Genomic DNA, 25,921 nt, shown 5'->3' on the forward strand with positions numbered 1-25,921 from the left:
GGGCCGGACTCACTCGAACGAGTGAGTCACCGGGCGGACCGCTTCAAACCGGCGTGCGGTGCTTCGTACGCTCCTCCCCGGGCCGAACCGACAGTCGGCCCGGCCCGGACAGCCGCAGCTCGGCCCGGGGGGACCAGTGCGAAGGGTGGACGGACGGATGACCAGCGGACACGGCACGACGGGTGAGACGGGCGCAGCGGGCCCGACGGGCGGGGCTGCCCCGGCGGGTGGCAGCGGTGGTGCGCCGCACCGGGGCGGCGGCACCGGGAGCGGCCTCACCCGCCGGCAGCTGCTCGGCGCCTCGGCCGCGCTCGGCGGCGCGGCCTGGATACTGCGCGGCACCGTAGGGCCGGACAGCGCCCGGGCCGCCACGCCCGTACCACCCGGGCTCCCCGCCGACACCGAGCTCTTCCAGCGGGTCTTCGAGAACTGGTCCGGCGAGGTCCGCACCGACCAGCTGTGGACCTGCGCGCCGCGCACCCCCGAGGAGGTCCCGGTCCTCGCCGACTGGGCGCACGCCAACGGGTGGCGCCTGCGGGCCACCGGGTACCGGCACACCTGGGCACCGCTCACCGTCGCCGACCGGACCCCGGAGAGCGCCCGCGTCCTGCTCGTGGACACCAGTCGACACCTCACCACCGTCATCGCGGACTCGCCCACCACCGTCCGGGTGCAGACCGGCGCCACCATGGAGGCCCTGCTCGCGCACCTGGCCGACCGCGGCCTCGGCCTGACCGCCTGTCCGGCCCCCGGCGAGATCACCGTCGGCGGTGTGCTCGCCATCGGCGGCCACGGCACAGCCGTCCCCGCGGCGGGGGAGGTGCGGCCGGACGGGCACGGCTACGGCTCGGTGAGCAACCAGGTCGTCCGGCTCACCGCCGTCGTCCTCGACCCCGCAAGCGGCCGCTACACGCTGCGCACCTTCGACCGCTCCGAGGCCGACAGCGCCGCCTTCCTGGTGCACCTGGGCCGCGCCTTCCTCACCGAGGTCGTCCTCAGGGCGGGCGCCGACCGGCCGCTGCGCTGCGTCAGTCGGCTCGACATCCCGGCGAGCGAGCTCTTCGCCCCACCGGGAGCCGCCGGTTCCGCCGGGGGCACCGCGTCCGCCGGGGGCGCCGGCGGGCTGCTCGGTGGGTTGCTGGGCGGCTTGCTGGGCGGCGACGGCCCGCGGACCTTCGCCGAGTTCGTGGAGCGCGACGGCCGGGCCGAGGCGATCTGGTTCGCCTACACCGACTACCCCTGGCTCAAGACCTGGACCGTCGCCCCGACCAAGCCGCTCGGCTCCCTCACCGTCGACCGTCCCTACAACTACCCCTTCTCCGACAGCGTTCCGGAGCCGGTGGCCCGACTGGCCGGCCAAATCGTCGGCGGCGCCTGGGGATCGGCGCCCCTGTTCGGCCAACTCCAGTACCTGGTCGCGAAGGTGGCGCTCACCGGTGACATCACGGACGTTCTGCTCTCCGGCGGGCTGATCCGCGGACTGCTCACCGGTGACGTGCTCACCCACCTGCTCGCGGGCGGCCTGCACTCCGACCTCTGGGGCCCTTCGCGCACCCTGCTGCAGTACGTCCGCCCCACCACCCTGCGGGTCACCGCCAACGGCTACGCGATCCTCGCCCGGCGCGCCGACCTCCAGTGGGTGGTCAGCGAATTCGCCGCGTACTACCGGGAGTTGCTCGCCGAGTACCAGGCCCGGGGCGAGTACCCGGTGAACGGCGCGGTGGAGATCAGGGTCACCGGCCCGGACGATCCGGCGTACTCCGGCGTCCCCGGTGCCCGGCCCCCACTGCTGTCCGCGCTGCGCCCGCGCGCCGACCGCCCGGAGTGGGACACGGCGGTCTGGCTCGACGTCCTCGCCTTCCCCGGCACGCCCGGACTGGAGCGCTTCGCCCGGGACCTGGAGCAGTGGCTGCTGCGCACCTTCGACGGCACCAGGGCGGGCCTGCGGGTCGAGTGGTCCAAGGGCTGGGCCTACACCGCCGACGCCGCCTGGTCCGACCCCGACCTGATCGACCGGGTCATCCCCGGCAGCCTGCGGGCGGGCGGCGGGCCCGGCTGGGACGAGGCGGTCGCCGTCCTGGACCGGCACGACCCGCACCGGGTGTTCGGAAACCCCTTCCTGGACCGCCTGTTGAAGTGACGCGAGCCGACGGCCACGCCGCCGACTGACGCAGCGTCAGATGTGTTCCATCACGATCACCGCCAGGGTGTCCGGAGCCAGCGCGCGGAACACGTGCGGAGCGTCGCCCGGGTAGCTCACGTAGTCGCCCGGGCCCAGCTCGACCGGCGCCTCCGCCGGCCCGACCAGCGCGCGTCCGGAGCCGATCATCACGTGCTCGACGGTGCCGGGCATGTGCGGGTCGGAGGCCCTCGTCTCGCCCGGCTGCGCCTCGATCCGGTAGATGTCGCGCCGGGCGTTGGGCGGGCAGGAGGAGAGCACGGTGGCGGCGTAGTCGGCGCGCTCGGAGTGGGTCACCGGGCCCTCGCCGGCCCGGATCACCTTGACCGCGGGGCGCGGCGGGTCGACGAGGCGGCTGAACGGCACGTTCAGTGCGACCCCGAGTGCCCAGAGCGTCTCCACGCTGGGGTTGCCCGCGCCCGACTCCAGTTGGGAGAGCGTCGACTTGGCGATCCCCGCACGCCGGGCCAGCTCGGCCATCGACAGTCCGCTGCGCTCGCGTTCGCGCCGGATGGAGGCGGCGATCTGGCCGATCAGCTCGGTCCCGGAGCCGCCGGCGGCGACGGCCGGGGTGGTCTGGTCACTCATGCTCGCCACTCACGCTTTCCTCTGGCTCCTTCGCTGCCCGCCGGCTTCCGTGGCCGGCCGGACCCGTGCGGCCGCCCGTGCGGCCGGTAGCAGCGGTACGACCGGTACGACCGGTGCCGTTCATGCTGCCACGACCACCCGGGCCTGCGGGGATGCTCGGGGCGACCGCCGTTCGGCCTGTCGGTCTCATCGTTCGCCTTGACGAACGCGGCGAAGTGGGTTCACTCTAATGGACATGCGTTCGCTACTCCGAACACTGGAGCATGCCACCCTTCGTGACATCGCCCTGGTCTGTCTGGCCGACGCCCTCGTCGGCGCTTCCTTCGGCGCGATCAGCGTCTCCGGCGGTCTGCCGCTGTGGGTGCCGATCGCACTCTCCGTCCTCGTGTTCGCGGGCGGCTCCCAGTTCGCGGCGGTCGGCGTGGTGCTGTCCGGCGGCGGCGTGCTCGCGGCCGTCGCCACCGGACTGGTGCTCAACGCCCGGCTGCTGCCCTTCGGCTTCACGGTGGCCGACGTCCTCGACGGCCCGTGGTGGCGGCGGCTGCTCGGTGCGCAGCTGATCACCGACGAGACCGCCGCCTTCGCCCTGCAGCAGCGCGAACCGCGTCGGCGCAGGGCCGTCTTCTGGCTCTGCGGGATCGCCCTGTACGCGGTGTGGAACGTCTCGGTGCTGCTCGGTGCCGTCGCGGGCGGGCTGATCGGCGACACCGACGCGCTGGGCCTGGACGCGGCCTTCCCCGCGGTGCTGCTCGCGCTGGTGCTGCCCTCGCTCGTGGACCGCCGCACCCGTACGGCCGCCGTGGCGGGCGCGGTGGTGGCGGTCGCGGCGACGCCGTTCGTGCCGGGCGGGCTGCCGGTGCTGCTCGCCCTCGTCGGGCTGCTGTTCGCCGGCCGGCCGGGCGCGGGAGTGGCGCCCGAGGGGGAGACGCCCGAGGGGGAGGCGCCCCATGGGCAGGCGTGCGTGGAGGAGACGCCCGCGCCGGCCGGCCGGGCGGTCCGGACGGATCCGCCGATGAAGGAGGCGGTCCGATGATGCCGCTGTACGCCGTGCTCTCACTGGCCGTCGGGACGTACGCGTTCCGGCTCGCCGGACCGCTGCTCGGGCGTCGGATCACCCTCTCGGAGCGGGTGCGGCAGCTGCTGGCGGTCGCGGCGGCGGTGCTGCTGGTCGCCCTGGTGGCGACCGGGGCGCTGACCCAGGGACACGGCTTCGCGGGGTGGGCCCGCCCGGCGGGGGTGCTGGTCGCGGGGGTGCTCGCACTGCGTCGGGCGCCGTTCCCGCTGGTGGTCGTCGCGGGCGCGGCGACGACGGCGGTGCTCCGGCTGTGTGGGGTGGGGTGAGCCTCCTCAGCCGCTCAGGGCCTTGAAGAAGATCGTCGTCGGGCGGGGGACTCCCGCCGGGCCGATCGCGTACCCGCCGCCGGCCACCGAGCCGTCCATGTCGCTTTCCTCACTCGCTCGCGCCCACCAATGCCCTGCCGCGTGCGGAATACTCGCCGGTACTCCGCAGACCACGCCGGGACCGGGCGCCGAGACCGGTTCTCCGCTGAGACTACAAGGAGCTTCGATGACGAAGCCGACCCGGATCGACCCGTCCGACCTGCTCGCCGTCGGCGACCTCCTCACCGACGAGGAGCGGCTGATCCGCGACACCGTCCGCCGGTTCACCGAGGAGCGGATCCGCCCGCACATCGGCGACTGGTTCGAGCGCGGCGTCTTCCCGGCCCGTGAACTCGCCCCCGAACTCGGCGCCCTCGGCGTGCTCGGCATGCACCTCGACGGCTACGGCTGCGCGGGCGCCGGCGCGGTGGCCTACGGCGTGGCCTGCATGGAGCTGGAGGCGGCGGACTCGGGGCTGCGCAGCTTCGTCTCCGTCCAGGGCTCGCTCGCCATGCGCTCGATCCACGCCTTCGGCTCCGAGGAGCAGAAGCAGCGCTGGCTGCCCGGCATGGCCGCCGGCGAGCTGATCGGCTGCTTCGGGCTCACCGAGCCGGACTTCGGCTCCGACCCGGCGAACATGCGCACCCGAGCGGTCCGCAAGGGCGGCGAGGGCGGCGACTGGGTGCTGTCCGGCAGCAAGATGTGGATCACCAACGGCAGCATCGCCGACGTCGCCGTGGTCTGGGCGCAGACCGAGGAGGGGGTGCGCGGCTTCCTGGTCGAGCGCGGCACCCGCGGCCTGACCGCCACCGACGTGCACGGCAAGCTCTCCCTGCGCGCCTCCGTGACCAGCGAGCTCGCCTTCGACGAGGTGGTCCTGCCCGCCGATGCCGTGCTCCCCGGGGTGGTCGGCCTGCGCGGGCCGCTCTCCTCCCTCAACGAGGCCCGCTACGGCATCCTCTGGGGCACCGTCGGTGCGGCCCGCGACTGCTACACCGCCGCCCTGGACTACGCCAAGGCCCGGATCCAGTTCGACCGTCCGATCGCCGGCTTCCAGCTGACCCAGCAGAAGCTGGTCGAGATGATGCTGGAGGTCGAGAAGGCCTACCTGGTGGCGCTGCGGATCGGCCGGCTCAAGGAGGAGGGCGCGGCCCGCGCGCCGCACGTCAGCTTCGGCAAGCTCAACAACGTCCGCGCCGCGCTGGAGATCGCCCGCAGCGCCCGGACCGTCCTCGGGGCGAACGGCATCACCACGGAGTACCCGGTGCTGCGGCACGCCAACAACCTGGAGTCGGTGCTCACCTACGAGGGCACCAGCGAGATCCACACCCTCGTCCTCGGTGAGGCCATCACCGGCGAGTCCGCGTACCGCTGACGGGCCGTCCACCCCGGGGTGAGCAGGAGAAATCCGGTGGCCGGGCGCGCGGCGACCCGGCTACCGTTCCCTGCCATGACCGGTCAGCACGTCCAGACGCCCCCGACCACCACCCTCTGGCGCCCCACCGGGCCCCAGGAGCTGGCGCTGGTCGAGGCCGCCGAGTGGCGTGCCTGGCCGCCCCGCCTGCCCGACCAGCCGATCTTCTACCCCGTCCTCGACGAGGACTACGCGATCCGGATCGCCCGGGACTGGAACGTTCCGGCCTCGGGCGTCGGCTACGTGACCCGTTTCGAGGTCGAGACCGAGTTCCTCGCCCGCTACCCCGTGCAGCAGGCCGGCGGCCGGACGATCCTCGAACTCTGGGTGCCCGCCGAGGAGCTGGACGAGTTCAACCGGCACATCGTCGGCCGCATCGAGGTGGTCCACGAGTTCCGGCCCGAGCCGTGACGGCGCCGGACGTGACGGCGCCGGACGGGTCGGGGCCCGCCGTGACGGAGGCGGCCGACCGCGTCCTGCTCACCTCGGCCCAGCCGACCAGCACCACCGCCCTGCTCGTCGAGGCCGCCGCCCGACGCGGCCTCACCACCGCCGTCCTGCACGGCCCGGAGACGGTCCGGCAGCTCGCCGGACGGCCCGTCCACTGGTACGGCGGGCCGCTCGTCGCCGCCCGGATCGCCGCGCCGCTGGGCCTGGCCCTGCTCGAACCCGAGGACGACTGGCTCGCCCGGCTCCCCGAGGAGTTCACCCGCCGCCGGATCGAGCTCACCACGCTCGCCGAGGCCTGGACGCTGCGCCACCCGGCGTTCGTCAAGCCGCCCGCCGACAAGTCGCTGCCGCCCGCCGTCTACCCGGACGGCTCCCGACTGCCGCGCACCGGGGAGCGGATCGGCCCGGACACGCCCGTCCTGGTCAGCGAGCCGGTGACGTTCGCCGCCGAGTACCGGCTGTTCGTCCGCGACGGCGAGGTGCTCACCGGCAGCCGTTACGCCCGCTTCGGCCGGCTCGACCCCGCGCCGCTCACCCCCGAGGCCGTCGCCTTCGCCCACCGTCTGCTCGCGGCCGTCGGCGACACCCTGCCCGGGGCGGTCGCCCTGGACGTCGGCCCGATCGCCGACCCGTACGACCCCGCCGAGCGGTGGGCCGTGGTCGAGGCCAACCTGCCGTGGTTCGCGCACTGCTACGCCGCCGACCCGGAGCGCGTCCTGGACGTCGTGCTGCGCGCCGCCGGCCCGGCCGTCGAGCTCGCGGAGGCCGACCGCCGCTTCGTCCGCACGGCCGTCTGACCGCGGGTCGCCCGGACGGCCTTCCGGCTTCGGGTCCGTCCGGACAGCCGTCCGACCGCCGATCGGCGATCTCCCGACACCCGGCGGACACCTGCCGTTCGACGGTGCGACGCCGGACGGTACGGCGGCCGGTGAAGCATGGCGCGGTCGGCGGCGGCCCCTGACGGGCGCGGCCGACCGCGTGCACGACCGAAAGGAACCCCCGCCATGTCCGCTGTCCAGTGGCCCCGCCCCCGGGTGCTCGTCGTCGGGATCGACGGCGTCCGCCACGACTACCTCGCGCAGGTGCCGATGCCGCGCCTCCAGGAGGTCGCCGAGGCCGGGTTCCTGGTGCCGGTCACCGTGGCGGACACCACGCCGACGATGTCCGGGCCGTGCTGGGCCACCATCGTCACCGGCGTCGAGCCCGCCAAGCACGGCGTCTGGGGCAACCACCTGGCCGGCAACCGGCTCGACGTGTTCCCCGACTTCGCCACCCGCCTCAACCGCGGCGACCGCCGCCGCACCTTCGTGGCGGCCGGCTGGGACCCGCTGATGATCAACGAGTCCGGCGGTCCGCTCTTCCGCGCCCCCGGCCGGCTCTCCTACATCGCCCCGGCCGAGGACACCCCCGAGGCCTGGGAGGTCGTGGACGAGGAGGTCACCCGGGAGGCCGTCCACGTCCTCGGCACGGCCGACCCCGAGGCGTCCTTCGTCTACCTCGGCGCCGTCGACGAGACCGCCCACTTCCTCGGCTGCGGCGACGAGTACCGCGCCGCGATGCGCGCCGCCGACGAGCGCCTCGGCCGCCTCCTGGACGCCGTCCGCGGCCGCGCCACGTACGCCGAGGAGCAGTGGACCGTCATCGTCGTCACCGACCACGGCCACGTCGACGCCGGCGGTCACGGCGGCCGCACGGTCGAGGAGCGGACGGCCTGGGTCGCCTGCGCCGGGCACGGCATCCCGGCCGGACCGCCCGCCGGCGAGATCCGCCACCCGGACGTCGCCGCCCAGGTGTACGCCTCCCTGCTGCGCCCGATCGACCCGCACTGGACCCTCGACGGACGCCCCTTCCCGGTCGCCCGCCCGGTGCCCGTGACGGTCTGACCCGCGGAGCGGACCCGCGGGACCACTCCGGCTCGCGGGCCCGGCCGACTGCGGCCGGACCCCGACGACGCCCCGATGCTCCGGCGCTCCCGATGCTCCGGTGCTCCCGATGTCCCGGGGCCCGGATGCCCCGGGTGCAGCACGCCGGGCTGCGGCGGCGCCGGGCTTGAGCGAGGCTCGATCGGGGCTCGGGCGGCGCTCGACCAGGGTGTGCCAACCTGAGCGCCGGACCGGCACGTACCCGGTCTCCGGAGTTCAGCGCCTCTGCCGGAAGACATACGCCTGAAGGTGGAGACGGTACCCCGTGGGTTGGAGACAAGATCGCGACTTGGTGGTGACGCTCCGCCGGAGCGGTACGGGCCACGATGGTTGCACCGGACGGCGCAGCGCGTCGCCCGGGTCGGCGGCGCAGAGGTGAACGGCTGTCGGCGACGGACGCGGGGCAGCGGAACGGCACGGACACCGGACACCGGGCACGGGTACCGGCCGAGGGCACCGGTCACGGACACGGACACAGAGAGGACAGTCGGGCATGAAGGGCATCGTGAGCAAGGTCGCGCTGGGAGTCGCGGGCACCGGCATGGCCGTGGCCGTGGCGGCTGTGGCAATCGGCCCGAGGGTGTCCGACTGGTACGACGGCCGCCACCAGGAGCAGGCCTCGTACGAGTCCGGCACCCAGGCCAAGGCCGAGCGCCGCTCGGTGCCGGACTGGCTGCCCGACAACGCCTCCGGCGTGAAGTACCTGATGTCCACCACGGGCGACGACCGCCTGCTGCGCGCCACCCTCCCCGAGGGGCGGCTGCCCGTCGGCTGCACCACCAGGCTGCCGGGCAAGTCCGCGCACCCGGTGCCGATGACGCTCAAGGCCGGCTGGTTCCCGGAGGGCGTCGCAGCCAAGGTCAGCGGTGTTTGCGGGCACTACAACGTGGCGCTGACCGGCAACCAGCTCTACGCCTGGCAGGACGGCGCGGCGGTGCAGGCGGCGCTCCGCGCCGAGCACGCCGCCAAGCACTGAGCACCCACCGGGCACTGTGCACCCACCGGCTACCAAGCACGCACCGTGTACCAAGCACGCACCGTGTACCAAGCACCCACCGTGTACCAAGCACCCACCGAGCACCGAGGCGGCGGAACGGCCTAGCCGGTCGGGGAACAGACGGACCGCCAAGCGGCCCGCCGGGCACCGGGAGGTGCGGGCGGGCCGCCCTCGTGTGTGTACGGTACGTCCGTGTGCGGGAGCGGCGACCGCACTCGGGCGCGTCCCCCGCTGTCGGAACCGGACCGGGCTGCGATAGGACGGAGCGCGAACGACCCCCTCGTCGCCCCGTCCGTGAGGAGAGCCATGCCCGGCCCGACCGTCGGCCCCACCGATGACACGTCGACCGCTGCCGCCACCACACCCGCCACCGGCCAGGCCGGCACCGGTTGGGCCACGATCGCCGTCCTGGGCGGTCTCACCGCACTCGGACCGCTCACCACCGACCTCTACCTCCCGGGTCTGCCCGCGATCGCCGACGACCTGGTGGCCGAACCGGCCGCCGTCCAGCTGACCCTCACCTTCTCGATGTTCGGGGTCGCGGCCGGGCAGTTGCTCTTCGGGCCGCTCAGCGACCGCTTCGGGCGCCGCCCACCGCTGCTCGCGGGACTCGTCGTCTACACGCTGTCCAGCGTGGTGTGCGCGCTCGCGCCGAACCTGTCGGTGCTGATCGCCGCCCGCTTCGTCCAGGGCGCGGCGGGATCCGCCGGGCTGGTGATCGGGCGCGCCGTCTCCAGGGACCGATTCCAGGGCGTCGCGCTGCTGCGCTTCATGGCCTCGATCGCCCTGATATCGGGACTGGCGCCGATCCTCGCCCCGATCGTCGGCGCGCAGCTGCTGCGGTTCACCTCGTGGCGCGGCACCTTCGGCACGCTCACCGCACTCGGCCTGCTGCTCACCCTGGCCGCGTTCGGTGCGCTGCGCGAGACGCTGCCGCCTGAGACCCGGGAAACCGGCGGCGTGGGCGCGACCCTGCGGGCGATGGGACGGCTGCTGCGCAACCTGCCGTTCCTCGGGCTGGCGCTGACCAGTTCCCTCGCCTTCGGTGCGCTGTTCGGCTACATCAGCGGGTCCTCGACGGTGCTCCAGCACGTCTACCAGGTCTCCCCGCAGACCTACAGCCTGCTGTTCGGGCTGAACTCGGTGGCGATCGTGGTGATGACGCAGCTGAACGGACGGGTGCTGGCGCCGCGCTTCACGGCGCGGGCGCTGATGCTGGGCAGCCTCGCGGTGGCGGTCGCCGCCGGGGCGGCGCTGGTGCTGCTGACGACGGTGTGGGACTTCGGGCTGGTCGGGTTCTGCGCGCCGCTGTTCGTGATGATGGGCAGCCTGGGGGTGCTTCTGCCGAACACCGCCGCCCAGGCGCTCGGCCTGGTCGAGCCGCAGGTCGCGGGCACGGCGTCGGCGCTGCTCGGGACGGGCAACTTCCTGGTCGGTGCGGTGGTCGCCCCGTTGAGCAGCCTCGGCGGACGGCCGTCCGCGGTGCTGCTGGCCGTGGTCGTCCTGGTCTGCGGGCTGCTGGCGACCGTGGCGTACCTGGCGCTGTGCCGGCCGCCGCGGATACGGGCGGCGGGGGCCTGAGGCGACGCCGGGTGGACGGACGGATGACAGCTGACAGATGTTGAATTCTGTCAGCTGTCATCCGTCATCTGTTATCCGTTGTCCGTCAGTCGTTCTCCGTCAGGCGTCGTCCGTCATTCGTCCGGCGTCACCCGCTACGCGATCGAGAAGTCGTCCCCGAACACGTTGCCCTGGCCGTACCAGCCGTGCAGGTACACGGTGACGGTGCCGGAGGCGCCGGTGGTGAAGGGGACGGACAGCTTGGTCCAGCCGGCGGAGTTGGCCCAGGAGGTGGCGCTGGCGCCGCCGCTGACCCCGACGTAGGCGTAGTTGCCCTGCACCCAACCGCTCAGCGTGTAGCTGGTGTTGGGCTTCAGTGTGACGGTCTGGGAGCACTGGCCGGTCTGGCTCGCGGTGGCCGCGGCCTGCAGCGCATGGGTGCCGGAGTGGGCCGGGGTGGAGACCACGGCGCCGCCGCTCTGGCAGGTCCACGGAGCGAGCGCGCCGCTCTCCAGATCGCCGTTGACCAGGCCGGTCGTCGGGGTGGTCCCGGTGACGGTCAGCGAGTAGCTCGCGGTGTGGGTGCCGGACGGCGCGGTGGCGGTCACGGTCAGCGGGTAGGTGCCCGCCGCCGCGGCCGAGGTGGTGGAGATGGCGAGTGTGGCGCTGCTGCCGGCGGTGACGCTGCCGGGGGTGACGGTGGCGGTGACGCCGGCCGGGGCGCCGCTGACCGAGAGGTCGACGCTCTGCGCCGAGCCCGCCGTCACCGCGGTCGCGATGGTCGCCGAGGTGGACGAACCGGCCGTGACCGTACCGGAGTTCGGGCTGATGGAGACCGAGAAGTCGTTGCTCACCGTCGAGCCGCTGGTGAACGGCGCGAAGACGTGGGTGAAGTCCCAGGTGTTCTGGTTGATCCCGGAGCAGGAGTCGCTCCCGGCCGTGCCGGGGCAGCCGCCGTTGTCGCGCTGCAGCGCCCAGAAGGACAGGGTGTTGATGCCCTTGGAGACCGCCCAGTTGTACACGGTGGTGGCGTTGGCCACGGTGAAGGTCTCGGCCGGGCCGTAGTCGTCGATGCCGAGCATCTCGGTGATCCCGATCGAACCCCACAGCTGGGCGGGGGTCTTGGACGGGTAGAGCTTGGCGAGCTGGCTGTAGAGGCCCTGCGCGGAGGTCTGGGTGTCGGCCGCCATGTCGTGGGCGGCGCCGTCGTAGTAGTCGAAGGTCATCATGTTGACGACGTCGATCCGTGCGTTGTTGCTGACCGCGTTGCGCAGCACCGCGAGGCCGCTGGCGGCGAGCCCGGCGGTGGTGGTCGGCAGCGTGTAGGAGAACTGGATGCTCCGCCCCTTGGTGGCGGCCCAGTCCTGCACGAGCTTGATCGCCTTGTTGCGGCGGTCGATCCCGGCGGTGTTGGTCAGCGAGTTGTCCTCGATGTCGAGGTCGATCCGGCTGATGTCGTACGTCGTGATGACGTTCTCGAAAGCGGCCGCGATCTGGTTGACGTCGGTGCAGCTGTCGGCCAGTTCGGTGCCGGTGTTGTCGGCGGTGTAGCCGCCGAAGGAGGGGATCACGTCCCCGCCGTTGGCACGGATGGTGGCGATGTCGGCGCCGAAGGTCGCGGAGGAGACCGGCATGGAGGAGTCGCCGTTCCAGTACGGCGTGCACGATCCCTTGGTGGCGGCTTGCAGGAACGCCATGGTCAGGTGCTTGGCGCCGGACTGCGCGGCGAGTTGGGCCGGGCTCTGGCCGGTCCAGGCTTCGAAGTAGGGGGCGAAGACCCGACTGGGGAGCGGCGTGGCGGCCTGGGCGGAACTCGTGCCGGCGGCGACCAGGCCGGCTGAGGCGGCCAGTGTGGCGCAGGCCGTCAGGGCGGCCTGGATCGTTCTGCGAAGACGCATGGATTCTCCAACAGACTTGGTGGGGCAGGACGTTGGGGAGGCTCGATCGATCGTGGGCGGGCGGCCGGGTGGGGGCGGCCGGGTGAACCCGGGCCCGGGGATCGGGCCGGGACCGGTTCGGGTCCGCCTGGGACCGGATCAAGCCGGTTCGGGACCGGGTGGAGCGGGGTGGAGCCGGGCGGAGCGGGGTGGGGATCGGGTGTGCGGGCGTGCGGCAGCTCACCGACTCGCGTGGACGCGGGCGGCGGTGCGAGTGCACGCGGCCGTACGGAGCGGGGGTGGAGCGGAACAGGGCAGGGCAGTGCCTCAGCCGCCGGTGGTCACACCCCCACAGTGCATCCCGGTCGGATCGACATGCTTATGTTTGGACTAGACCACTGGTCTGTCAAGAGACCTGACAGTTCGTCAGCATACGGTCCGGCCAGCCGAAGGGCGCGGATTGGCGGCCGGGGTGGGGGCATCGCCCGGGGGTAGCGTCACCGGGCGGAAGGGAGACCGTGGCCGCGCACCCGGTGGGTGGGGCGCGGCCACGGCGGCCCGGCGCTCAGGACACCGGGCGGTTCGGGGCGTCGCGGCGCGGGCGCCGCGAGCGGGGTCGATGTGACGCGGGGGTCGGCGTGACGTGGGTCGACGTGGCGCGGAGGTCAGCGCGAAGCGGGGCAGAGCGTGGCGCGCAGCGCGTCGTTGATCTTGGCTGCGGTGTCCGGCCCGAAGCCCTGCGGGTGGTCGGGCGAGGTGAAGCGTTGGTTGGCCAGCTCGACCAGCTTCCCCTTGTCCTTGGGGAACTGGTACATCGACTGGCACTGGTTGCGCGCCCGGTCCACGGCCTGGTCCGGCTTGCCGCCGACGATCGCCGGGTCGATCGCGTCCAGCGCGGCGACCAGCTTGGCGGTCAGGTCGGCGCCCGGCTTGGTGGGCAGCCCGGCGTCGGCGGGCGGGGCGGGCTTGGCCGGTGCGGGGGCTCCCGAGGCGCCGGCGTCGGCGGGCGGTGCGGGCGTGCCCGTCGTGCCGTCGGCCGTGGGGGCGGCCGTACCGGGCGCGGGGGCCGCCGGCGTCGGGGCGGCGTCCGAGGGCGCGGCGGTCGAGGCGGTGGCGGTGGGGGAGCCGGCCGCGGAGGTGGCCTTGCCCGAGCTCGATCCGGAGCTGGAGCAGGCAGCGAGGCTCACCGCGGCGAGTGCCGTGAGGGTGGCGGCGAGGAGACGAGTGCGCATGGCGCCCAGAGTGTCATGTTCGCGGCGCGGAAGGGAAGGTCTCCCGGGGGAGCGTGGGTGGGGGTGCGGGCGGGGCGCCGGGAACGCCGGACGGCGGCCCGGGGGAGTCGCTCCCCGGGCCGCCGTCCGGCGTGCGGGCCCTCCGTTCGCCGTCCGCCGTGTGCACCGTCGGCCGTGTCCGGCCGGTCGTGCGCGCAGTCGGCCGTGTCGGGCCGGCCGTCAGCCCAGGCCGTTGGACTTCAGCCAGTCCTTGGCCACCGTCGACGGGTCCTCCTTGTCCACCGCGACCCGCTTCATCAGCGCCGTCAGCCCGGCGGTGTCGAGCTTGGCCGACACCGCGTTGAGCGCCGCCGTCGCGGTGGCGTCCACGCCCGACTTGTTGACCAGCGGGGTGATGTTCTGCGCGCCGAAGACGTTCTTCGGGTCGGTCAGCGGGACGAGCTTGTACTGGACGATCTTCGGGTCGGTGGTGAACACGTTGCCGACCTGGATGCCGCCGTCCTTGAGCGCGTTCGCGGTGGTGTCGGCGGTGGGCTTCCACTCCTTGAACGTCAGCGCGTAGACGTCCTTGAACTGCTGCTCGCGGCGGGACTTGAACTCCGGCGGGCCGCCGATGGTGAACTCGCCGGCCTTGGCGGCCAGGTCGTCGATGCTCTTGAGGTTGTACTTGTCGGCGGTCTCCTGGGAGACGCTGAGCGAGTCCTTGTCCTCGGCGGGGGAGGAGTCGAGGATCCCGAGCGAGGCGGGAAGCGTCTTGGCGAGCGCCGCGTTCACGTCCTGGGTGGTGACGGCGGTGGCCTTGGCGTCCAGGTAGGCGAGCAGCGCGCCGTTGTACTCGGGCAGGACGGTGAGGTTGCCGCTCTGCAGCTGCCCGTAGAGCACCTCGCGGCTGCCGATGTTGAACTTCTCCTCGACCTTGACGCCCTTGGCCTTGAGGGCCTGCGAGTAGATCGAGCCGAGCAGCACGTTCTCCGGGAAGTTCGCGGAGCCGACGACCACCGTCGAACCGGAGCCGCCGCCCGAGCCGCCCGAGCCGCCTGATGCCGCCGAGGCGCTGGAGCCCCCGCCGAGCGGGTCGCCGCCGGAGGAACCGCAGGCGGTGGCGCCGAGCGCGAGCGCGGCGAGCGTGCCGAGCACGACCACGCGTCGGCTTCGCTTCATTGTCGACATGGTGACAGATGTCCTTCCGAGAGGATGGGGAGAGGAGGTTCAGCGGGCCCGGTGCTGGGCGCGCACCCCGGGCGGGAGCGCGAACCGGGCGAGCAGGGCGAAGAACAGTTGGGCGCCGACCGCGAGCAGCACCACCAGCAGCGCCCCGCCCACGGTCACGGCGTACTTGCGGGTCGCCAGCCCGTCGATGACGTAGCGGCCGAGCCCGCCCAGCCCGACGTACGCGGCGACCGTGGCGGTCGCGATCACCTGGACGGTCGCGGTGCGGAAGCCCGCCAGCAGGGTCGGCGCGGCCGAGGGCAGACAGACCTGCCGCAGTACCTGGGGGTGGGTCAGGCCGATGCCGCGCGCGGCGTCCCGGACGTCCGGATCGGTGCCGCGCACTCCCTCGACGGCGGCCACCAGCAGTGGTGGCGCGGCGAGCGCGACCAGCGGGATCAGGACCGCCGTGTCGCCGACCCCGGCGAGCAGCACCGCCAGCGTCACCAGCCCGAGGGTGGGCAGGGCGCGGGCGGCGCCGGCCAGCGCCGTCACCACGGTGACGCCGCGCCCGGTGTAGCCGATCAGCAGCCCGAGCGGGACGGCGAGCAGCGCCGCGAACAGCACCGCCTCGCCGGAGAGCAGCAGGTGCTCGAGGACCCGGTGCACGATCGCGTCCGGGCCGCTGCGGTGGTCCGGGGCGGTGACGAAGTCGCCCAGCCAGTCGAGCCAGTTCACGAACCCGCCCCCTTCTCGCGGACGGCCCAGGGGGCGAGCATCCGCCGGGCGCCCACCAGCACCAGGTCCACGGCCAGCGCGAGGACGGCGATCAACGCGATGCCGGCCACGATGGGGGTCGGGAAGGTGCGCTGGAAGCCGTCGATGAACAGGTAGCCGAGCCCGCCGCGTCCGACCAGCGCCCCGACGCTCGCCAGCGAGATGCTGGACACCGCCGCGACCCGCAGCCCGGCGATCAGGTACGGGACGGCGGCCGGCAGTTCGACCGAGGTCAGCCGGTGCCACGGCCCGTACCCCATCGCGGTGGCGGCCTGCCGGACGGCGTCCGGGACGGCGCGCAGTCCGTCCACGGTGGTCGGCAGCAGCACGGCGAGGGCGTAGAAGGTGAGCGGGATCATCACGGTCGCCTGGGTGGCGAGCCCGGTGTACGGGATCAGCACCACGAACACGGCCAGCGAGGGCAGTGCGTAGACGATGTTGAACACGGCGGACAGCGGCTGGTAGAGCCGGGGGAAGCGGGCGCAGGCCAGGCCGAGCGGGACGGCCAGCAGCAGGCCGATGAGCACGGGGACGAGGGCGATCACGGCATGGTCGGCGAGCAGGTGGCCGAGGTAGCCGAGGTGGTCGCCGATCCAGTACCAGCGGACGATCGGTTCATCGTCCACCGGACGCCCCGTCCTCGCCGCCGCCGTTCCCGGCGGTTCCGGCCTTGCCACCGTCCCCGTTGCTGCTGTTCGAGGCGGCTGCGGCGGAGGGCCCGCCGGTACGGACGGCGCCGTCGGCGCCCGGCCGCAGCGCGGCCAGGACGGCCTCGCGGCTCGCGGTACCGGTGGCGCGGCCCTCGGCGTCCAGCGCGACCGCGACCCCGGCGGGGGAGAGGACGGCGGCGTCCAGCGCGGTGCGCAGGGTGTCGGAGTCCGGCCGGAAGCCGGCGACCGGGTGCAGCTCGGCGGTGACGGCGTCGCGGTCGATCCAGCCGATCGGGCGGCGCTCGTCGTCCAGCGCCAACTCCCAGCCCCCGTACCTGAGTCCGTCGCCGGAGCCGCCCCCGGAGCCGTCCTTGAGGCCGTCCTTGAGACTGCCCTTGAGACCGTTGCCCAGTGGGCGCAGCGCGACGGCGTGCGCAGGGCGCAGGCCGAGGCCGCGCAGGCCGCGGTCGCGGCCGAGGAAGGCGGCCACGCCGTCGTCGGCGGGAGTGGTGAGCAGGGTGTGCGGGTCGGCCAGCTGGGCGATCCGGCCGTGCTCGCGCAGCACCACCACCTGGTCGCCGAGCCGGACGGCCTCCTCGATGTCATGGGTGACGAACAGCACCGTCTTGTGCAGCTCGGACTGCAGCCGCAGCAGCTCCTCCTGGAGCCCGGCGCGCACCACCGGGTCGACGGCGCTGAACGGTTCGTCCATCAGCAGCACCGGCGGGTCGGCGGCCAGGGCGCGCGCCACGCCGACCCGCTGCTGCTGCCCGCCGGACAGCTGGAACGGGTACCGCTTGGCGGTCTCGGGGGCGAGCCCGACCAGTTCGAGCAGTTCGGCGGCCCGGGCGCGGGCCTTCTTGCGGTCCCAGCCGAGCAGGTAGGGGACGGTGGCGATGTTGTCGATCACCTTGCGGTGCGGGAACAGGCCGGCCTGCTGGATCACGTAGCCGATGCCGCGGCGCAGCTTGGCGGGCTCCAGCGCGGCGACGTCGGTGCCGTCCAGCAGCACCCGGCCCGAGGTGGGCTCGACCATCCGGTTGACCATGCGCAGCAGGGTGGTCTTGCCGCAGCCGGACGGTCCGACCAGGACGGTTATCCGACCGGTCGGGACCTCAAGGTCCAAGCCCTCGACGGCGACTGTGCCGTCGGGGTGGCGCTTTCCGGCGCCCTCGAATCTGATCACGGGGTGTTTCCTCGTCAGGGCGCCCGGAGGAGGCGGCGCCTGTGTCGGTCGGTCTTTCGATTGTTGGCGGTTTGTCGACAAACGGCGGGGCGGATCGGCGCCGGTGACGCTTGTCGTACCAACCGCCCCCGGGCGTTCCTCCGCCCGCGTGGCTGCCCAGGTTCGGACCGGCGGAAACTCCGATCAGACTATGACCTGCATCATCTCCTGTCTCTGATTTCCCGTCGGGCGCGTGCCGTGCGGCCGGGCCCGTGCCCGGCCGCGGTGCCTGGTCGCAAACGCTTCCCGGCCGCAGCGCATTCCGGCCGCAGGGGCTCCCGTTCGCTGCCGGGAGCCTTCTGAAGCCTTCGGGAGCCCCGGCAGTCCGGGCAGTCCCGGCAGTCCCTGCAGTCCCGGCAGTCCTGGCGGTCCTGGCGGCCCCGGCCGTCCCGGATCAGCCGCCCTGACGGGTCGGCAGACCGGCCGCCGCCCAGCCGACGAACCCGCCGTCCAGGTCGGTCGCCCGGTGCAGGCCCAGTTCGCGGAGCGAGGCGGCGGCCAGGCTGGAGGCGTAGCCCTCCGAGCAGACCACGATCACCTCGATGTCGTAGCCCGCGGCCTCGGGGACCCGGTGGCTGCCCGTCGGGTCGAGCCGCCATTCCAGCACGTTGCGTTCGATGATCAGCGAGCGCGGGATCTCCCCCTCGGCCGCCCGCTGCGCCGCCGGGCGGATGTCCACCAGCAGCGCGCCGTCCAGCTGCGCCTGGTACGCCTCCCGGGCGCGCGGACGGTGGACGCCCTCGCGGGCCCGTTCCACCAGGTCGTCGATCGTGGTCACCATTGCTCCGGTCCTTCCTCCGAGGTGCGGACGAGCCCTCCGGCCCGTAGGTCGTAGTGCGCCATCGAGCCCAGTGGGGGCGAGTAGGCGTGCAGGGTGACGGCCGGGCCGGACGCGGTGTTGCGCACGTCGTGCACGTACTCGGGGCCGAAGGCGCGAGCGGTGCCGGCCGGCACCCGGCGGATCAGCAGGCCCTGGTCCGGACCGCCGAGGGACAGCTCCTCCAGCTCGCCGAGGGCGACGGCGAACGCGCCGCGGGAGCCGCCGTGGTCGTGGAAGCCGGTGGACTGGCCGGGCAGCCAGCTGATCAGCCACACCTCGTGGTCGTCCTCGGCCACCAGGCGCTGGTACCAGCGCTCCTCGGTGGAGAGGCGGACGTGGTGGATCCACCGGTCGGGCCGCTCGGCCAGCTCGCGGACGACGGTCCGCAGGGTGCCGGGGGTGAGCGGGGCGCGGGCGTCCGGCGCCGGGGGCGTGGTCGTCGGGGGCTCGGAGACGGGGGCCGGGCCGGTGTGCAGGCTCATCAGGGCGTCCTCGGGTGCGCGGGAACGTCGGCGGGGTGTGCCCGGGTCCGGCGCGGGAGAGCGGGCGCGGGCCGACGGAGCGGCCCGGCACGCGCGGGTGCGCCGGGGTGGGGGCGGGAAGGTCAGGACTGCGGGTGCGGGTGCGCGGCGTGGGCCCTGGCAGAGGTCACAGGGCGGGACCGGCGGGGGAGTGCGAGGTCAACAGGCACAGATGGAACTCGCCTGGCGTCGCAGATCGACGTGCAGGCGGCAGACCAGAGTGGTGCCGGAGTCCATGTTCCGGATCCTTGCCGAGTGAACCGGACGAAGTCAAGCCGCGCCGACCGTCCGTCGCGCTTCCGCGGACCCGACCGCCGAGCCGTCCGCCGATCTTCCGCCGCGCTTCCGCCCGCCGTCCGTCGCGCTTCCGTCGCGTCTTCGTCGACCGCTCGCCGACCACGGCCGCGGTGGCCGGACGGGAACGCGGCGGCTCGAATGAGTAAGGAGGCTACGTACGGGGTAGATGAGCTTTTCATCCCACCCAGGGCCGCCCGCGTGTCCGCACAACGAGATCGCCCCAGACGCGTTTCCGCCGACGTATTGTCAGGCCACCAAGGCCCGGCCTACCGTCAACAGATCGCTTTCTACGCACGTAGACCCCTGCGGATCCCCGAGCGGACCCGCAGGTGAGACCCGCCCCGTCAACCATCTGACCGCGGGCCCGACCGCACGGCCGGGCCGCGGAGTTGCGGAGGTTCCCATGTCGCAGATCGTCCGTGCCGCCCTCGTCCAGACGCGTTGGACCGGTGACCAGGAGAGCATGATCGCCCTCCACGAGCGGTACGCCCGCGAGGCCGCCGCCCAGGGCGCGAAGATCATCGGTTTCCAGGAGGTCTTCAACTCCCCGTACTTCTGCCAGGTCCAGGAGCCCGAGCACTACCGCTGGGCCGAGGCCGTCCCGGACGGGCCGACCGTCCGCCGGATGCAGGACCTCGCCCGCGAGCTCGGGCTGGTCATCGTCGTCCCGGTGTACGAGGAGGAGCAGAGCGGCGTCTACTACAACACCGCCGCCGTGATCGATGCCGACGGCAGCTACCTCGGCAAGTACCGCAAGCACCACATCCCGCAGGTCAAGGGCTTCTGGGAGAAGTACTACTTCAAGCCCGGCAACCTCGGCTGGCCGGTGTTCGACACCGCCGTCGGCAAGGTCGGCGTCTACATCTGCTACGACCGCCACTTCCCCGAGGGCTGGCGCGCCCTGGGACTGGCCGGCGCGCAGATCGTCTACAACCCCTCCGCCACCAGCCGCGGGCTGTCCGCCTACCTCTGGCAGCTCGAACAGCCCGCCGCCGCCGTCGCCAACGAGTACTTCGTCGCCGCCATCAACCGGGTCGGCACCGAGGAGTACGGCGACAACGACTTCTACGGCACCTCCTACTTCGTGGACCCGCGCGGCCAGTTCGTCGGCGATGTCGCCTCCGACAAGGAGGAGGAGCTCGTCGTGCGCGACCTCGACCTCGGCCTGATCGAACAGGTCCGACAGCAGTGGGCGTTCTACCGCGACCGCCGCCCCGACGCCTACGGACCGCTCGCCGAGGCCTGAGGAGCAGCGCGATGACCACCCGCGACCCGCAGCAGCGCACCGTCGTCCGCGGCGGCCTCGTCATCACGGCCACCGACGAACTCCACGCCGACGTCCTGATCGAGGGCGAGCGCGTCGCCGCCCTCGCCGCCACCGGCAGCTCCGCCGCCGAGGCCTGGACCGCCGACACCGTCATCGACGCCACCGGCCACTACGTCATCCCGGGCGGCGTCGACGCCCACACCCACATGGAGCTGCCGTTCGGCGGCACCGCGGCCTCCGACACCTTCGAGACCGGCACGAGGGCGGCCGCCTGGGGTGGCACCACCACCATCGTCGACTTCGCCGTCCAACCGGTCGGCGGCTCGCTGCGCGAGGGCCTGGACAGCTGGCACGCCAAGGCCGACGGCAACTGCTCCATCGACTACGCCTTCCACACCATCGTCTCCGACGTCAACGACGGTGTGCTGAAGGAGATGGACGCCCTCGTCGACTCCGGCGAGTCCACCTCCTTCAAGCTCTTCATGGCCTACCCCGGCGTCTTCTACAGCGACGACGGCCGCATCCTGCGTGCCATGCAGCGCGGCGCCGCCAACGGCGGGCTGATCATGATGCACGCCGAGAACGGCATCGCCATCGACGTGCTGGTCGAACAGGCGCTCGCCGCCGGACACACCGCCCCGCGCTACCACGGCGAGGTGCGCCGCGAACTGCTGGAGGCCGAGGCCACCCACCGGGCGATCAAGCTCGCCCAGGTCGCCGGCAGTCCGCTCTACGTGGTGCACGTCTCCGCCGCGGCCGCCCTCGCCGAGCTCGCCCAGGCCCGTGACGTCGGGCTCAACGTCTTCGGCGAGACCTGCCCGCAGTACCTCTTCCTCTCCACCGACAACCTCGCCGAGGAGGGCGCGGACGGCTTCGAGGGCGCCAAGTACGTGTGCAGCACGCCGCTGCGGCCGCGCGAGCACCAGGAAGCGCTCTGGCGCGGGCTGCGCACCAACGACCTCCAGGTGGTCTCCACCGACCACTGCCCGTTCTGCTTCGTCGGGCAGAAGGAGCTCGGGCGCGGCGACTTCTCGAAGATCCCCAACGGCCTCCCGGGCGTGGAGAACCGGATGGACCTGCTCCACCAGGCCGTCGTGGACGGGCACATCAGCCGGCGCCGCTGGATCGAGATCGCCTGCACCACGCCCGCCCGGATGTTCGGGCTGCACCCGCGCAAGGGCACCATCGCGCCGGGCGCCGACGCCGACCTCGTCGTCTACGACCCCACCGCGGTGCAGACCGTCTCCGCCGCGACCCACCACATGAACGTGGACTACTCCGCGTACGAGGGCCGCCGACTCACCGGCCGGGCACGGACGGTGCTCTCGCGGGGCACCGTCGTGCTGGACGGGGACACCTGGCTCGGCCGGGCCGGGCACGGCACCTTCCTGCACCGCGACACCTGCCAGTACCTGCTCTGATCCGCACGCCCTCGCTCTGCTCCGTACACCTCGCTCTGCTCCGCACGCCCTCGCCGTTCGCCCGTCCCTCCGTACCCGCACCTCTTCTTGTCGACCAGCCGCCGCCCGGGCCCGACCGGCGGTCGGGCGGCGGTCCCACCCTTGTCATTGGAGCCAGTCATGGACATCGGCCTCGTCCTGCAGACCGACCCGCCCGCCCGCCTGCTCATCGACCGGATGATCCGCGCCGAACGGGCCGGGTTCAGCCACGGCTGGACCTTCGACTCCTGCGTCCTGTGGCAGGAGCCGTTCGTCATCTACAGCCGCATCCTCGCCGAGACCGAGCGCCTGACCGTCGGCCCGATGGTCACCAACCCCTCGACCCGCACCTGGGAGGTCACCGCCTCCCTGTTCGGCACGCTCAACGACATGTTCGGCAACCGTACGGTCTGCGGGATCGGGCGTGGCGACTCCGCGATGCGGGTCGCCGGACGACACCCGGCCACGCTCGCCCGGCTCTCCGAAGCCATGCACGCCATCAAGGAGTTGGCGGAGGGGCGCACCGTCGAGGTGGACGGCGCCGAGATGCACCTGCCGTGGGTCGGCCCGGGTGCCTCGCTGCCGATCTGGATGGGTGCGTACGGGCCCAGGGCTCTCGCTCTGACCGGACGTCAAGCCGACGGCTTCATCCTGCAGTTGGCCGATCCCTACCTCACCGAGTTTATGATCAAGGCGGTGCGGGCGTCCGCCGTCGAGGCGGGCCGGGACCCGGACTCGGTCACCATCTGCGTCGCCGCCCCCGCCTACGTCACCGCCGACGACTCGCCCGATGCGCTCGCCCACGCCCGGGAGCAGTGCCGCTGGTTCGGCGGGATGGTCGGCAACCACGTCGCCGATCTGGTCGAGCACTACGGCGAGCACTCCGACCTGGTGCCGGAGGCGCTCACCGACTACATCAAGGGCCGCCAGGGCTACGACTACAGCCACCACGGCCGGGCCGGGAACCCGGACACGGCCTTCGTCCCGGACGAGATCGTGGACCGCTTCTGCCTGATCGGCCCGGCCGAGGTGCAGCGCGCCCGCCTGGCGGAACTCCGCTCGCTCGGCGTCGACCAGTTCGCCGTGTACGCCATGCACGACGCGATCGAGAGCACCATCGACGCCTACGGGACGGACGTCATCCCCCACTTGTGACACCCATGTGACCCCAGTTGCAGTAGACGGGAGTTGCCCATGGCCCACACCGCGACCGACGACGGAAGGCAGTGGCAGCACCCCGACGGCCGGATCGAACTCGACCCGGCCGCCGGGGAGTTGCCCGACAACGGCTTCACCAGCGACGACCTGCGGCCGGTCCCGGTGGCGCGACGCACCTGGTCCACGTACAACTTCCTCGCGCTCTGGGTCGGCATGGCCCACAACATCCCTTCGTGGACCCTGGCTTCGGGCCTGGTCGCGATCGGCATGGACTGGAAGCAGGCGGTGCTGACCATCGCACTCGCCAACCTGATCGTGCTGGTGCCGATGCTGCTCACCGGGCACGCCGGCACCAAGTACGGCATTCCGTTCCCGGTGTTCGCCCGGGCCTCGTTCGGGCTGCGCGGTGCCAACCTGCCCGCGCTCCTCCGGGCGGCGGTCGCCTGTGCCTGGTTCGGCATCCAGACCTGGATCGGCGGGGAGGGCATCTTCCTGCTGGCGGGCAAGCTGTTGGGCGAATCCTGGCGGAACGCGGGAGAGTTGGGAGGATACCCGTGGACGCAGTGGCTGTCCTTCCTGGTGTTCTGGGTGATCGAGATGGCCATCATCGCCCGGGGGATGGAGGCGCTGCGGCGCTTCGAGAACTGGGCGGCGCCGTTCGTCATCGTCGGCGCGCTCGCGCTGCTGGTGTGGATCACCGTCAAGGCCGGCGGGTTCGGGCCGCTGCTCGACCAGCCGTCGACGCTGGGGTGGGGTCGCGAGTTCTGGAAGGTCTTCTTCCCGGCGCTGATGGGCATGATCGGGTTCTGGTCCACCCTGGCGCTCAACATCCCGGACTTCACCCGCTTCGGCGGCAGCCAGCGGGCGCAGATCCGTGGGCAGGCGCTCGGCCTGCCGACCACGATGACGCTCTTCGCGCTCCTGTCCGTGCTGGTCACCTCGGGCTCCCAGGCGGTGTACGGCGAACCGGTGTGGGACCCGATCAAGCTCGCCGCGAAGATGGAGAACCCGGTGGGCATCCTGTTCGCGCTGCTGACCGTCCTGGTCGCGACGCTGTCGGTGAACCTCGCCGCCAATGTCGTATCGCCGGCGTACGACCTCGCCAACCTGTTGCCGCGGTTCGTGAACTTCCGCACCGGGGCGCTGATCACGGGCGTGGTCGGGATCGCGATCTTCCCGTGGCGGCTGATCGCCGACCCGCACGTCTACATCTACACCTGGCTGGGCGTGGTCGGCGGTCTGCTCGGCACCGTCGCCGGCGTCCTGATCGCGGACTACTGGCTGCTGCGCGGCACCCGGCTCCGACTCGCCGAGTTGTACCGGCCGGGCGGGGCGTACTGGTACGCGGCCGGGTGGAACCGGCGGGCCGTGGTGGCCCTGCTGGTGGGCGGCCTGCTGGCCGTCGGCGGCTCCTACTCCACGGTGGACGCCCACGGCGTCGAACAGGGACCGTTCCCGGCGGACGGCCTCATCCCCGTCCTCAAACCGCTCGCCGACTACGGCTGGGCCGTCGGCCTCGCGGCGGCGGCGAGCCTCTATGTGCTCCTCAACCTCGGCCGGCGGGCGGACGGGTGACGGCGAACAGCTGACAGATTTCGAAATCTGTCAGCTGTTCGCTGTTCTTTGCTCGCTGTTCTTTGCTCGCTGGTCGCTGGTCGCTGGTCGCCGGCCGCCACGTGAACCGTCGCTCGTCACGAGGCCGCTGCCGCACACTCGACGGCGGCGACGACCTTCGCGGCGCCGTCCTCGGCGGCGAGGGTGGCGGCGACGGCGCGGGCGCGGGTGCGGTAGTGCGGGGTGTCCAGGGCGCGGCGGAGGGCGGCGGCGAGACGGGCGGGGGTGAGGGCCCGGAGGGGGACGGGGCCGGGGGAGACGCCCAGGGAGGCGAGCCGGGCGGACCAGAAGGGGGCGTCCAGCTGGGCGGGGACGGGGACGGTGGGCGTCCCGGAGCGGAGGGCGGCGCCTGTGGTGCCGGCGCCGGCGTGGTGGACCACGGCGGCCGTGCGGGGGAACAGCCAGTCGTGCGGGGTGTCGCCGATGGTCAGCACGGTGTCCGAGTCCTCGGCGGCCAGCCCGCTCCAGCCCGTCTGCAGGAGGAGGCGCACCCGGGCGCTGCGGGCCGCCGCGAGGACGGTGGCGGTGAGCCGTTCGGGGTCCGGGACGACCAGGCTGCCGAAGCCGACGAAGACCGGTGGCGGGCCGGCGGCGAGGAAGTCGAGGAGCCTGGCCGGTGGTTGCCAGTCCGGCTGCGCGGCCGGCCACCAGTAGCCCGCCACGTCCAGTCGGGGGTGCCAGTCGGCCGGGCGGGGGACGACCGTCGGGGAGAAGCCGTGCAGGACGGGGTGGTTGCGTCGGGCCCGGGCGATGCCGAGCGGCGGCAGGCCGAGCCGACGGCGCAGCCCGCGTACGGCCGGGACGAACAGCTGGTCGGTCGCGGCCTGGACGGCGTGCCCGGCGAGCAGGTTGCCGGGCCGGGAGAGTGACCGGGCACCCGTGACGGCAGGCGCGAACTCCCTGGTGGGGGCGATGGGTTGGAGGAACAGCCCGATGGTGGGGAGGTCGGCGGCCTCGGCGGCGACCTGGCCGAGCGCGCTGGTGGTGCTCGTGGTCAGCAGGAGGTCGGTGCCGAGCGCGACCGCGTCGGCGATGCCGTCGCCGAGCGCGGGCATGAACTTCCGGCCAAGTCGCAGGAGTTGGAGGACCACCCCCGGGCCGCTGCCGGCCCTCAGCAGCCGCCGCCCCTGTTCGGAGGAGAGTTCGGCACGCGGGTCGACCGGCAGCGGGCGGAACTCCAGCCCGGCCGCTCGTACGGACTCGGCGAAGGTGGTGTGGGTGGCGACGGCCACCTGGTGACCGGCCGCCCGCAGGCGGACCCCGAGCCCGGTGAAGGGAGCCACGTCGCCGCGGGACCCGGCGGTGGCGATCAGGATGCGCATGGCCGCAGTATTCCGGCGCCGGCGGCCTGCCGGAAGGACGCCACGCGCGACGGAAAGGGGGGTGGTGGCCGGTTCCGGGTCCT

General features: G+C 73.1%; 24 protein-coding genes. 13 read left to right on the forward strand and 11 right to left on the reverse strand.

The window, feature by feature from the left end; translation table 11 throughout:
- Nucleotides 1–157: 157 nt before the first annotated feature.
- A complete protein-coding gene (locus tag ABTY56_RS15475; RefSeq protein WP_350629270.1) occupies nucleotides 158–2,140 on the forward strand; it encodes a cholesterol oxidase substrate-binding domain-containing protein in 1,983 nt (660 codons plus the stop codon).
- Between the two features lie 36 nt (nucleotides 2,141–2,176).
- On the opposite strand, the gene ABTY56_RS15480 is transcribed toward ABTY56_RS15475, so the two are convergent.
- A complete protein-coding gene (locus ABTY56_RS15480; RefSeq protein WP_350629271.1) occupies nucleotides 2,177–2,767 on the reverse strand; it encodes a helix-turn-helix domain-containing protein in 591 nt (196 codons plus the stop codon).
- 235 nt (nucleotides 2,768–3,002) lie between these two features.
- On the opposite strand from ABTY56_RS15480, the gene ABTY56_RS15485 reads away from it, so the two are divergent.
- From ABTY56_RS15485 to ABTY56_RS15520, 8 genes are all read left to right on the forward strand, one after another.
- On the forward strand, nucleotides 3,003–3,800 hold the full coding sequence (locus ABTY56_RS15485) for an AzlC family ABC transporter permease (RefSeq protein WP_350629272.1): 798 nt from the start codon (nucleotides 3,003–3,005) through the stop codon (nucleotides 3,798–3,800).
- A complete protein-coding gene (locus ABTY56_RS15490; protein ID WP_502893133.1) occupies nucleotides 3,800–4,108 on the forward strand; it encodes an AzlD domain-containing protein in 309 nt (102 codons plus the stop codon). Before ABTY56_RS15485 ends, ABTY56_RS15490 begins: the two co-directional genes overlap by 1 nt.
- 226 nt (nucleotides 4,109–4,334) lie before the next feature.
- Nucleotides 4,335–5,522 carry an acyl-CoA dehydrogenase family protein gene (locus ABTY56_RS15495; protein ID WP_350629275.1) on the forward strand — a complete coding sequence of 396 codons (1,188 nt, stop codon included), beginning with the start codon at nucleotides 4,335–4,337 and terminating at the stop codon, nucleotides 5,520–5,522.
- Nucleotides 5,523–5,597: 75 nt separating this feature from the next.
- Complete coding sequence (locus ABTY56_RS15500) at nucleotides 5,598–5,972, forward strand: ADP-ribosylation/crystallin J1 (RefSeq protein WP_350629276.1); 375 nt, start codon at nucleotides 5,598–5,600, stop codon at nucleotides 5,970–5,972.
- 41 nt (nucleotides 5,973–6,013) lie between these two features.
- Nucleotides 6,014–6,808: an ATP-grasp domain-containing protein gene (locus ABTY56_RS15505; protein WP_350629277.1), complete on the forward strand. Its 795-nt coding sequence runs from the start codon at nucleotides 6,014–6,016 to the stop codon at nucleotides 6,806–6,808.
- Between the two features lie 207 nt (nucleotides 6,809–7,015).
- Nucleotides 7,016–7,894 (forward strand): alkaline phosphatase family protein, encoded by an 879-nt coding sequence (locus ABTY56_RS15510; protein ID WP_350629278.1) that lies wholly within the window; start codon nucleotides 7,016–7,018, stop codon nucleotides 7,892–7,894.
- A 532-nt stretch (nucleotides 7,895–8,426) separates the two neighbouring features.
- Nucleotides 8,427–8,909: a hypothetical protein gene (locus ABTY56_RS15515; protein WP_350629279.1), complete on the forward strand. Its 483-nt coding sequence runs from the start codon at nucleotides 8,427–8,429 to the stop codon at nucleotides 8,907–8,909.
- Between the two features lie 327 nt (nucleotides 8,910–9,236).
- Nucleotides 9,237–10,511 (forward strand): multidrug effflux MFS transporter, encoded by a 1,275-nt coding sequence (locus ABTY56_RS15520; protein ID WP_350629280.1) that lies wholly within the window; start codon nucleotides 9,237–9,239, stop codon nucleotides 10,509–10,511.
- A gap of 134 nt (nucleotides 10,512–10,645) precedes the next feature.
- Here ABTY56_RS15520 and ABTY56_RS15525 read toward each other — a convergent pair whose 3' ends face one another.
- The 9 genes from ABTY56_RS15525 to ABTY56_RS15565 form a co-directional block, all read right to left on the reverse strand.
- Nucleotides 10,646–12,388, reverse strand: a complete 1,743-nt coding sequence (locus ABTY56_RS15525; protein WP_350629281.1) for a glycosyl hydrolase family 18 protein — start codon at nucleotides 12,386–12,388, stop codon at nucleotides 10,646–10,648.
- 644 nt (nucleotides 12,389–13,032) lie between these two features.
- Nucleotides 13,033–13,599, reverse strand: a complete 567-nt coding sequence (locus ABTY56_RS15530) for a hypothetical protein (protein WP_350629282.1) — start codon at nucleotides 13,597–13,599, stop codon at nucleotides 13,033–13,035.
- 219 nt (nucleotides 13,600–13,818) lie between these two features.
- Nucleotides 13,819–14,760 (reverse strand): ABC transporter substrate-binding protein, encoded by a 942-nt coding sequence (locus ABTY56_RS15535; protein WP_350629283.1) that lies wholly within the window; start codon nucleotides 14,758–14,760, stop codon nucleotides 13,819–13,821.
- A gap of 48 nt (nucleotides 14,761–14,808) precedes the next feature.
- Nucleotides 14,809–15,486, reverse strand: coding sequence for an ABC transporter permease (locus tag ABTY56_RS15540; RefSeq protein ID WP_350629284.1), 678 nt, complete (start codon nucleotides 15,484–15,486; stop codon nucleotides 14,809–14,811).
- Complete coding sequence (locus ABTY56_RS15545) at nucleotides 15,483–16,151, reverse strand: ABC transporter permease (protein ID WP_350629285.1); 669 nt, start codon at nucleotides 16,149–16,151, stop codon at nucleotides 15,483–15,485. The genes ABTY56_RS15540 and ABTY56_RS15545 overlap by 4 nt, the downstream gene beginning before the upstream one ends.
- Nucleotides 16,141–17,361 carry an ABC transporter ATP-binding protein gene (locus tag ABTY56_RS15550; RefSeq protein WP_350629286.1) on the reverse strand — a complete coding sequence of 407 codons (1,221 nt, stop codon included), beginning with the start codon at nucleotides 17,359–17,361 and terminating at the stop codon, nucleotides 16,141–16,143. Before ABTY56_RS15550 ends, ABTY56_RS15545 begins: the two co-directional genes overlap by 11 nt.
- 433 nt (nucleotides 17,362–17,794) lie before the next feature.
- On the reverse strand, nucleotides 17,795–18,181 hold the full coding sequence (locus tag ABTY56_RS15555; protein WP_350629287.1) for a rhodanese-like domain-containing protein: 387 nt from the start codon (nucleotides 18,179–18,181) through the stop codon (nucleotides 17,795–17,797).
- Complete coding sequence (locus ABTY56_RS15560; RefSeq protein ID WP_350629288.1) at nucleotides 18,175–18,702, reverse strand: cysteine dioxygenase; 528 nt, start codon at nucleotides 18,700–18,702, stop codon at nucleotides 18,175–18,177. The genes ABTY56_RS15555 and ABTY56_RS15560 overlap by 7 nt, the downstream gene beginning before the upstream one ends.
- 198 nt (nucleotides 18,703–18,900) lie before the next feature.
- Nucleotides 18,901–18,978, reverse strand: coding sequence for a putative leader peptide (locus ABTY56_RS15565; protein WP_101948289.1), 78 nt, complete (start codon nucleotides 18,976–18,978; stop codon nucleotides 18,901–18,903).
- A 463-nt stretch (nucleotides 18,979–19,441) separates the two neighbouring features.
- Between ABTY56_RS15565 and ABTY56_RS15570 the strand changes: the two genes are divergently transcribed.
- The 4 genes from ABTY56_RS15570 (at nucleotide 19,442) to ABTY56_RS15585 (ending at nucleotide 24,477) form a co-directional block, all read left to right on the forward strand.
- A complete protein-coding gene (locus ABTY56_RS15570) occupies nucleotides 19,442–20,284 on the forward strand; it encodes a nitrilase-related carbon-nitrogen hydrolase (protein WP_350629289.1) in 843 nt (280 codons plus the stop codon).
- Nucleotides 20,285–20,295: 11 nt separating this feature from the next.
- Nucleotides 20,296–21,726: a dihydropyrimidinase gene (gene hydA / locus ABTY56_RS15575; RefSeq protein WP_350629290.1), complete on the forward strand. Its 1,431-nt coding sequence runs from the start codon at nucleotides 20,296–20,298 to the stop codon at nucleotides 21,724–21,726.
- 159 nt (nucleotides 21,727–21,885) lie between these two features.
- Nucleotides 21,886–22,899 carry a TIGR03842 family LLM class F420-dependent oxidoreductase gene (locus ABTY56_RS15580; RefSeq protein ID WP_350629291.1) on the forward strand — a complete coding sequence of 338 codons (1,014 nt, stop codon included), beginning with the start codon at nucleotides 21,886–21,888 and terminating at the stop codon, nucleotides 22,897–22,899.
- A gap of 39 nt (nucleotides 22,900–22,938) precedes the next feature.
- Complete coding sequence (locus ABTY56_RS15585) at nucleotides 22,939–24,477, forward strand: NCS1 family nucleobase:cation symporter-1 (protein ID WP_350629292.1); 1,539 nt, start codon at nucleotides 22,939–22,941, stop codon at nucleotides 24,475–24,477.
- A 116-nt stretch (nucleotides 24,478–24,593) separates the two neighbouring features.
- On the opposite strand, the gene ABTY56_RS15590 is transcribed toward ABTY56_RS15585, so the two are convergent.
- Nucleotides 24,594–25,838 (reverse strand): glycosyltransferase, encoded by a 1,245-nt coding sequence (locus tag ABTY56_RS15590; protein WP_350629293.1) that lies wholly within the window; start codon nucleotides 25,836–25,838, stop codon nucleotides 24,594–24,596.
- Between the last annotated feature and the right edge of the window lie 83 nt (nucleotides 25,839–25,921).

It is taken from the genome of Kitasatospora sp. NPDC097691, assembly GCF_040302665.1.
GTDB lineage: Bacteria > Actinomycetota > Actinomycetes > Streptomycetales > Streptomycetaceae > Kitasatospora.

Excerpts from the sequence above, each read along its gene's own strand:
- ABTY56_RS15485 (WP_350629272.1), top strand. The coding sequence starts at position 3,003 with ATGCGTTCGCTACTCCGAACACTGGAGCATGCCACCCTTCGTGACATC.
- ABTY56_RS15495 (WP_350629275.1), top strand. The coding sequence starts at position 4,335 with ATGACGAAGCCGACCCGGATCGACCCGTCCGACCTGCTCGCCGTCGGC.
- ABTY56_RS15585 (WP_350629292.1), top strand. The coding sequence starts at position 22,939 with ATGGCCCACACCGCGACCGACGACGGAAGGCAGTGGCAGCACCCCGAC.
- ABTY56_RS15555 (WP_350629287.1), bottom strand. The coding sequence starts at position 18,181 with ATGGTGACCACGATCGACGACCTGGTGGAACGGGCCCGCGAGGGCGTC.
- ABTY56_RS15510 (WP_350629278.1), top strand. The coding sequence starts at position 7,016 with ATGTCCGCTGTCCAGTGGCCCCGCCCCCGGGTGCTCGTCGTCGGGATC.
- hydA (WP_350629290.1), top strand. The coding sequence starts at position 20,296 with ATGACCACCCGCGACCCGCAGCAGCGCACCGTCGTCCGCGGCGGCCTC.
- ABTY56_RS15570 (WP_350629289.1), top strand. The coding sequence starts at position 19,442 with ATGTCGCAGATCGTCCGTGCCGCCCTCGTCCAGACGCGTTGGACCGGT.
- ABTY56_RS15565 (WP_101948289.1), bottom strand. The coding sequence starts at position 18,978 with ATGGACTCCGGCACCACTCTGGTCTGCCGCCTGCACGTCGATCTGCGA.
- ABTY56_RS15515 (WP_350629279.1), top strand. The coding sequence starts at position 8,427 with ATGAAGGGCATCGTGAGCAAGGTCGCGCTGGGAGTCGCGGGCACCGGC.
- ABTY56_RS15560 (WP_350629288.1), bottom strand. The coding sequence starts at position 18,702 with ATGAGCCTGCACACCGGCCCGGCCCCCGTCTCCGAGCCCCCGACGACC.
- ABTY56_RS15480 (WP_350629271.1), bottom strand. The coding sequence starts at position 2,767 with ATGAGTGACCAGACCACCCCGGCCGTCGCCGCCGGCGGCTCCGGGACC.
- ABTY56_RS15475 (WP_350629270.1), top strand. The coding sequence starts at position 158 with ATGACCAGCGGACACGGCACGACGGGTGAGACGGGCGCAGCGGGCCCG.
- ABTY56_RS15500 (WP_350629276.1), top strand. The coding sequence starts at position 5,598 with ATGACCGGTCAGCACGTCCAGACGCCCCCGACCACCACCCTCTGGCGC.
- ABTY56_RS15520 (WP_350629280.1), top strand. The coding sequence starts at position 9,237 with ATGCCCGGCCCGACCGTCGGCCCCACCGATGACACGTCGACCGCTGCC.
- ABTY56_RS15530 (WP_350629282.1), bottom strand. The coding sequence starts at position 13,599 with ATGCGCACTCGTCTCCTCGCCGCCACCCTCACGGCACTCGCCGCGGTG.
- ABTY56_RS15580 (WP_350629291.1), top strand. The coding sequence starts at position 21,886 with ATGGACATCGGCCTCGTCCTGCAGACCGACCCGCCCGCCCGCCTGCTC.
- ABTY56_RS15590 (WP_350629293.1), bottom strand. The coding sequence starts at position 25,838 with ATGCGCATCCTGATCGCCACCGCCGGGTCCCGCGGCGACGTGGCTCCC.
- ABTY56_RS15525 (WP_350629281.1), bottom strand. The coding sequence starts at position 12,388 with ATGCGTCTTCGCAGAACGATCCAGGCCGCCCTGACGGCCTGCGCCACA.
- ABTY56_RS15535 (WP_350629283.1), bottom strand. The coding sequence starts at position 14,760 with ATGAAGCGAAGCCGACGCGTGGTCGTGCTCGGCACGCTCGCCGCGCTC.
- ABTY56_RS15490 (WP_502893133.1), top strand. The coding sequence starts at position 3,800 with ATGCCGCTGTACGCCGTGCTCTCACTGGCCGTCGGGACGTACGCGTTC.